6 protein-coding genes are annotated in these 7163 nt (G+C 40.2%); 2 read left to right on the forward strand and 4 right to left on the reverse strand.

Annotated elements, in window-relative coordinates; all coding sequences use genetic code 11:
- Nucleotides 1-17: 17 nt before the first annotated feature.
- The 4 genes from ACFFAP_RS01660 to ACFFAP_RS01675 form a co-directional block, all read right to left on the reverse strand.
- Nucleotides 18-431 (reverse strand): secondary thiamine-phosphate synthase enzyme YjbQ, encoded by a 414-nt coding sequence (locus ACFFAP_RS01660; protein ID WP_375509587.1) that lies wholly within the window; start codon nucleotides 429-431, stop codon nucleotides 18-20.
- 291 nt (nucleotides 432-722) lie between these two features.
- Nucleotides 723-1829, reverse strand: a complete 1107-nt coding sequence (locus ACFFAP_RS01665; RefSeq protein WP_375509588.1) for a glycosyl transferase — start codon at nucleotides 1827-1829, stop codon at nucleotides 723-725.
- Between the two features lie 299 nt (nucleotides 1830-2128).
- Nucleotides 2129-3322, reverse strand: a complete 1194-nt coding sequence (locus ACFFAP_RS01670; protein WP_375509589.1) for an aminotransferase class V-fold PLP-dependent enzyme — start codon at nucleotides 3320-3322, stop codon at nucleotides 2129-2131.
- A 219-nt stretch (nucleotides 3323-3541) separates the two neighbouring features.
- On the reverse strand, nucleotides 3542-3898 hold the full coding sequence (locus tag ACFFAP_RS01675; protein WP_375509590.1) for an HIT family protein: 357 nt from the start codon (nucleotides 3896-3898) through the stop codon (nucleotides 3542-3544).
- A 210-nt stretch (nucleotides 3899-4108) separates the two neighbouring features.
- On the opposite strand from ACFFAP_RS01675, the gene ACFFAP_RS01680 reads away from it, so the two are divergent.
- Nucleotides 4109-5569 carry a TM0106 family RecB-like putative nuclease gene (locus ACFFAP_RS01680; protein WP_375509591.1) on the forward strand — a complete coding sequence of 487 codons (1461 nt, stop codon included), beginning with the start codon at nucleotides 4109-4111 and terminating at the stop codon, nucleotides 5567-5569.
- 131 nt (nucleotides 5570-5700) lie between these two features.
- Nucleotides 5701-6885, forward strand: coding sequence for an esterase-like activity of phytase family protein (locus ACFFAP_RS01685; RefSeq protein WP_375509592.1), 1185 nt, complete (start codon nucleotides 5701-5703; stop codon nucleotides 6883-6885).
- The last annotated feature ends 278 nt before the right edge of the window (nucleotides 6886-7163 follow it).

Genomic DNA, 7163 nt, shown 5'->3' on the forward strand with positions numbered 1-7163 from the left:
TAAAACTTGAGAATCGGTTATCCAGAAATATGGACAACCAATTCTCTTAAATGACTGCGCTGGCGGTGTTCCCAAATATAAATTCCTTGCCAAGTTCCCAGTACTAAATGACCACGATTAATGGGGATATGTTCAGAAGTGTGGGTGAGTGCGGTACGAATGTGCGCTGGCATATCATCGGGGCCTTCTGCATCGTGAATATATTTTCCCGATTCTGGTACAAGTTTTGCCATAAAGTTAGCTAAATCCACAAGGACATCGGGATCGGCATTTTCTTGGATAACTAAACTGGCTGAAGTGTGGCGTAAAAATAGAGTACAAAGACCAGTTTCAACTCCCGATTCTGCAACTGTGGCTGCAATTTTCGCAGTGATGTTGTAAAAAGATTTACCAGTGGTGGAAATTTTTAGTAGCTTTTGGTAGTGAGTCATCTAGAACACTGTTATTGATGTTGGTAAGAGCTAATTAGCGGTTCAATCTGCTGGATGTTGCCATTGTTCAGATCAATAGCAGAAAGTTTAAGAACAATAATAATATTTATACCGCACTGAAGAGACTGAATCTGGTAATGAGTTTAGATATGGTCAGAAAACTTAGCATTGCACTGTTTGTGACAAATAAGATGTTCATCTGGGTGATTAAAATTTGCCGCTCTTCTTTTTGCCTTTCTAGCACTCGACGCACATCTTGAGCGGCTAATTCCAGCGTTTCTTCGTCTATTATTAATTTATGTTGTTTTGAAGAACTTTATTCGACTCGAAATAATTAATTACAGCATGAGCGATCGCTTCATTACCATCCTTAGCAATTAGTTCAGATTGTTTTGGTAATTGAGGTAACTCACGTAAAAAATCCCAAGTCCCTTGAAAAAACTCAGATGGGGTGATGATTTGATGCAGGTTATAATTTGTTATGCCTTCTATTAGAAAAGTTGCTTCGGCAAAATCCTCACGCGGTATGGTAACAATAGGTACTCCTAATAGTACGGCTTCAGCAAAAGTACTGTAACCAGGTTTAGAAATGACTCGCCCACAAATAGGCATAAAATCCACAGGGCGGTATTTGCGGTCATCAATTTTAACTAAATTAGGTAGATTAGGGGCAGATTGATCAAAGATGATAAATTGCCAATCTGGAAATCGCCGCAGGTTATCGTAGGGAATTTGCTGTAAACCCAAGCCGCCAAAGGTCAACAAAATAGTTTTTTCTACTGGTGCAGTTATTTCCCAAAGAGAACGTAAATCATCAGCAGAGTAACGGGGGGAACCGCCTGTTAAACCGACATCTGTGATATTGTTAAAAGCTGGCATTGATTCGTGCAAGGGGAGACGAAACAGGCGATCGCACTTTGAGTACCAATCACTAATCCAATCTGCAACTGCGGTAAATTCACCTCCCCAATCTCGGTAGATCAAGTCCCAGCCAAAGTTACTCATCATCCAGCAGGGAATATTTGCACCTTTGGCAAACCCAGGAGCGAGGAAGGGAATGTCTGCCAAAATGAGATTAACGCGATTTTGACGGATAAAATTTACTTCTGAGCCAATGAGCGAATTTTGATGTTTCTTAATATCGAGCAACTTTTCTAAAGTCGCTACTTTATCCATTGTCAAACTATCGGTTTGCACCACACCCAAATCAAATGCACGGGGACGATAGATAAAATCGCCTTCTATGTAGCACTCTAGCAACCAGCGTGGGGCAGTAGTTACGAGAATTAGCAGAACTTCTGGACATAATTTTTGAATTGTCGCAGCAACAGAAGCAATGCGGGTAGCATGACCAAAGCCGTGGTTAGTTATGGCTAAGTATAAGATTGGGCGTTCCATTTTAAAGTTAGGAGTTAGGAATTAGGAGTTAAAATCATAGGAATACACGGGATGCGGGAAACTCAGTCATTTCAATGCTCAGAGGGAAGCGGCACGAGTGACTTTAGTCGCCGTGGTATTTTTTATATTATTGAGATTATCGTACCAAAATGGTAAAATGCATGTTCACATCTTTTATCAAAGATAAAATTTGAAAAAACCCCTAGCCTGTTAGGGGCTTTTTTTGGCCATTGGTCATCGGACATTAGACATTCAACATAGTCAAAATTCCCAGACTGATAACTTATAACTCCTAATTTTTAACTATTTTTGTTAAAACCTTGAATCGCCTCAACCAATTGGTCAATTTCCGATTCTGAAGTAAAGTAATGAACGGTGGCGCGTATACAGCTAGGATCGGCAATTGTCCGAGTTAATATTCTTAGTGAGTCTAAAAATTGCACTAATTTGAGATTAGCTTGGGGCTGATTATTTATGAGTTGGAACGAGACTATACCGCTTTCAGGTGGGGAAGTTCGCAGACACTTAACATCAGGTAACGCCACTAGGGACTTCCAAAGGTAGTCACTGTTTTGGCAAATTTGCTCGTAACGTTCCTGTGAGGTTCCCCATTGCTGATGGATTGCGATCGCCTCTTGTAACCCAACATACAACGGATAAGCTAATGTAGATACTTCATATCGTCGCCCATCGGGAAGCCAATCCACAGGCTGAGATTGACTATCCACAACAATGCCATTCAAACCAATAAACGTAGGTTTCAGGCTTTCTCGTGCTTCTGGTCGGACATACAAGCCACCAGCACCCGCAGGGCCACATAGCCATTTGTGACCAGTGAAAGCATAAAAATCTACTCCCAATTCAGTCAAGTTTAAAGGCAACAAACCAGCAGATTGGGCAGCATCTATCAGTAAAAAAGAATGATTATTCCTGCATACTTCGGCAATTTTATCAAGAGGTAAAACTTGACCAGTATTCCAGAAAACATGACTTAATATTACAAGGCGGGTAGTAGGGCGTAAGTGCTGGGCAATAACTTTTACAGGGTCGCCCTCATTTAAAGTCGCCTTTAGGGGACAGGTGGTAACTTCTACAGCGAATCTTCGCGCGATTTCCTGTGTTGTGGCAATCACACCTGGGTGTTCGCAGTCTGAGAGCAGTATATGGTCGCCAGCACGCCACTCGATGCCCCACATGGCGATATTACAGCCAACAGTGACATTTTGGGTGAGAGTAATTGTTTCGCTTGGTGCATGTAACTCTAAAGCGATCGCTTCTCTAGCAGCTTGAGTCTGGGGCGCTATCCAGCGATACGCCTCATTACCAAAGGGGCCTATTTGCTGAACATAAGCTTGAGTTTGGGCGATCGCATCCATTGCCCTTTGGGGCATCGGCCCTTGTCCCCCATAATTGAAATAAGTCTTATTCGCTAAAGCGGGAAATTGCTCTCGATGGCTATGCAACCTGGTTTGGGCGACAGAAATACTAGTCATAATTTACAATGGATATCTGCTATTTACAGGCTATTGATATAAGAGGTATTTGTACTTTGTCCTAGCAGCAATGCTAAAAATAGGGATGAGATTAATTTAAGCGATCGCTGCCAAATCTTATCTCGTAATCAGCAACGATAAATGCTCTCTGACTTTTTGTCCTAGATTCTGCGCTGTTTGAGGAGTAATCAGATGGTGTTTGAATTCTGATGCATGAAGTCACGGGACACCTTGGTGATCAGGATCAGACTCGTAGCGTGGGAAGAGATGCCAATGAATATCTGGCTCACTATTGCCATAACATGCATGATTGATTTTCCACGGACTAAAAGCGTTAACGATCACTTGTCCTGACAGCATCACCTCTTGAAATAAGGCAGATTGGATAGGTGGGGGAAGTTCATGCAACTCTCTAATATGTTTTTTTAGAAGAATAAGGGAGTATCTGCGATAAAACTGATGATTGCCAATCACCAAGATTGAATGCTCGAATTCGTGGATGAAGTAAGGATTTTGACCGCTTCTTTCGAGGGTGACACGCTCACAGATAAGACATGGCTCATGTTGTTCTGTCATGTATCCTTGTAATCATGGATAAAACGTGATTTTGTTATTCTCCCCCATCTGTCACTTAGGAGAAACGCAAAGACTTATCTGTTTACCTCACTAGCTAGCTGTTGACAGTATAGAATAAACGGCAAATCAGGTGTAGAGGCGATCGCCACTTCAAAACTTTAATTGTCTGAGTTCCTGCCAGAGTGTGCTAATTCTTGTTAACTTAAAAGGATGCTAATTAATGCTGAACTCCTACTGCAATATCAACGCTGTAAACGTCGGACTTTTCTAGATATCCACGGTGACAAAAGTCAGCGCGATGCTCCCAATGAGTTGCTGCAAAAACTACAACAGGACAAAATCGCTCATCATCTGAGTGCTTTGGCAAAGGTGACTTATCACCAACCAGATTATTCTTATGGAAACTGGGAAGCGGCAGAGGCAGCAACTTTAGAATTGATGCAGCGTGGGGTTGAGTACATCTATAAGGGAGTACTGTTAGCAACTTATTCTGAAGGATACACCCTGCTAAGTCGTCCAGATTTACTCGTCAAACGGCCAGGAAAATCCTGCTTTGGAGATTGGATGTACGTTCCGGCTAACATTGAACTGGGTAAGCGCCCTAAGCAAGAATATCAAGTTGTTGCCGCATTTCACGCCCAAGTATTGGCAACAATACAGGACTTTGCACCAGAAACAGCTTGGCTGATATTGCGTACCAAAGATAGAAATTATCCTGTGGATTTGCTCAAATGGACACCACGGATGCAGCAGATTCTGGAAGAGTTTATTCAAGTTTTAGAGTTACCGAATCCGCCAGAGGTGTTTATTTCTCGGCAAAAGTGCAATCTTTGCCATTGGTATAGTCAATGTTATGCGATCGCTCAATCTGAAAAACATCTCTCACTATTACCAGGTGTAACACCTCTTCGCTACACTCAACTGCAAGACGTAGCCATCACCACACTAGAATCTCTCGCTAACACTAGTCCCAGCGCCTTAGAAAACCTAGTTGGTTTCGATAGGGAAGTAGCGCCCAAGCTGATAGTGCAAGCTCAATCTACATTGGAAAAACGACCGTTAATATTACCCTACCCGCTACCAATAAAAGATATTACATTCACAGCACCTATAGAGCTTTACTTTGATATTGAGGCACAACCAGACTTGGATTTAAATTATCTTTTGGGGGTTTTGGTCGTTGATAGACTTGCCAATACAGAACAGTTTTATTCGTTTTTAGCAGATAAACCAGAAGACGAAGAATTAGTTTGGCAGCAATTTTTGGATTTGGTTTGGCAATATCCCGAAGCGCCAATTTATCATTTTTGTGTGTACGAGTTTGATACAGTCAAACGGCTGGCAAAGCTTTACCACACTCCTTCCTCGTCAGTGCGTCCTGTACTGAGTCGATTTGTGGATGTATATGAACAATTAACCCAAAGTGTAGCATTGCCTGTAGAAAGTTATGCCCTGAAAGCGATCGCTCGTTGGTTAGGATTCGAGTGGCGAGAAAAAGAAGCTAGTGGTGCTAAATGTATTTACTGGTATGATCAGTGGCTAGAAACAGGCGATCGCACCTTACTAGAAATTATCCAAAGCTACAACGAAGATGACTGTCGCGCTACCCTCAGAGTGAAAAACTGGCTTGTAAACTTTTTTCAGGATGAATATGGTTTGCGGCTAGCTTAAGTAATTTCGTATTTTTTAAAGGTTTTCAATTGGTTGGAATACATATTATTTGTAGTGGCGCACAGATGTGCAACCCTACTTGCTTCAGCGTGATATCTTCTTTTTAATTTTCCTATTTCAACAAAAAATTCATGCAGCTAATTCAAAAAACATTTGCAATACCACGAATTATTTACTTATTTATTTCGATTATAATTATCATTATTTTATTCAAAATTATACCCATAAATGCTGTTGAAGTCAGTAGCATAGAGTTTATCGGTGAAGCTACTTTAGCAAAAGGTTTAACCTTACAAAAAACTCAAGTTGGAGGTTTATCTGGAATTACCTATAATCCAAAAAACAACCTTTATTATACTATTTCCGATGACCGTGGACAAAAAGGTAATGCCCGTTTCTATACTCTGAAAATCGACTTAAGCAAGGGTTCCCTACAAAAGGGTAGAGTTCTTCCTGTCAGTGTTACCACGTTATTAAATGAAAAGGGTCAAACATTTCGCCCTGGTGAAACTGATACAGAAGGTATTGCCTTAACTAATAAAGCGACTGTATTTATTTCTTCTGAAGGCGATGCTGCAAAATTAATTAATCCTTTTATTAAAGAGTTCTCACTATCTTCTGGCAGAGAAATTACAACACTTACCATACCAAACAAATTTTTGCCCGATAAAAGTAGTAAACAAGGTATCCGCAACAATTTGGCTTTTGAAAGCCTTACAATCACACCCGATAAAAAGCATCTATTCACAGCCACCGAAAATGCTCTAATTCAAGATGGTGTTGCAGCGAAAGCTGACATAGGTACTCCTTGCCGGATTTTGCAATACAACTTGCTCAATAACCAGCCAGAAAAGGAATTTCTTTATCAAACAGAACCAGTTTCCCCCTTTTTTAATCTGACTGGCAAATTCGTTAGTGGATTACCTGATTTCCTTGCTCTCGATAATCAAGGACACTTCCTAAGTTTAGAACGGTCTTTTACTGGTTTAGGATTTGCTATTTCCCTGTTTCAGATTTCTTTAGAAGGAGCTGATGATATTCATAAGATAGATAGCCTTTTAGCAGTTGACTCTAAGAATATTAAACCAGTTCAGAAAAAACTGCTATTAGATTTGAGAACCCTAGATGTGCTGCTAGACAACATCGAAGGCTTAACTCTTGGCCCTAAACTACCCGATGGTCAGCAATCATTAATTCTCATTAGTGATAACAATTTCAACTCCCTGCAACGCACCCAAATACTAGCCTTTAAAATTAAAATTGAAACACCACTAATCAGATTATTACGCCGTTTACTCCCGAATCTTAACCTTTAACTGTACAGAGGTATCGCCCCTTTACTGCCATTTACTTTTTCCTGTGTATTCACGGAATATACTAGGCAGCTTGATCTAGCTTATTTTTAGTTTCAGTGTAATTTCTCAACCGGATTCATTAATAAATATGTTACACAATGTTTAGGAATATTAGCAGATAGATTAACCAGGGTTACAATTTATGATTAATTTGCTGCAATATATTATAATTTATAAATTTAAATTTAATAATTAGCTAGACTTATTAAAGTATTTTACCAACAATATTTTTTATAAAT

It is taken from the genome of uncultured Nostoc sp. (assembly GCF_964245575.1).
Classification (GTDB): Bacteria; Cyanobacteriota; Cyanobacteriia; order Cyanobacteriales; family Nostocaceae; genus Nostoc.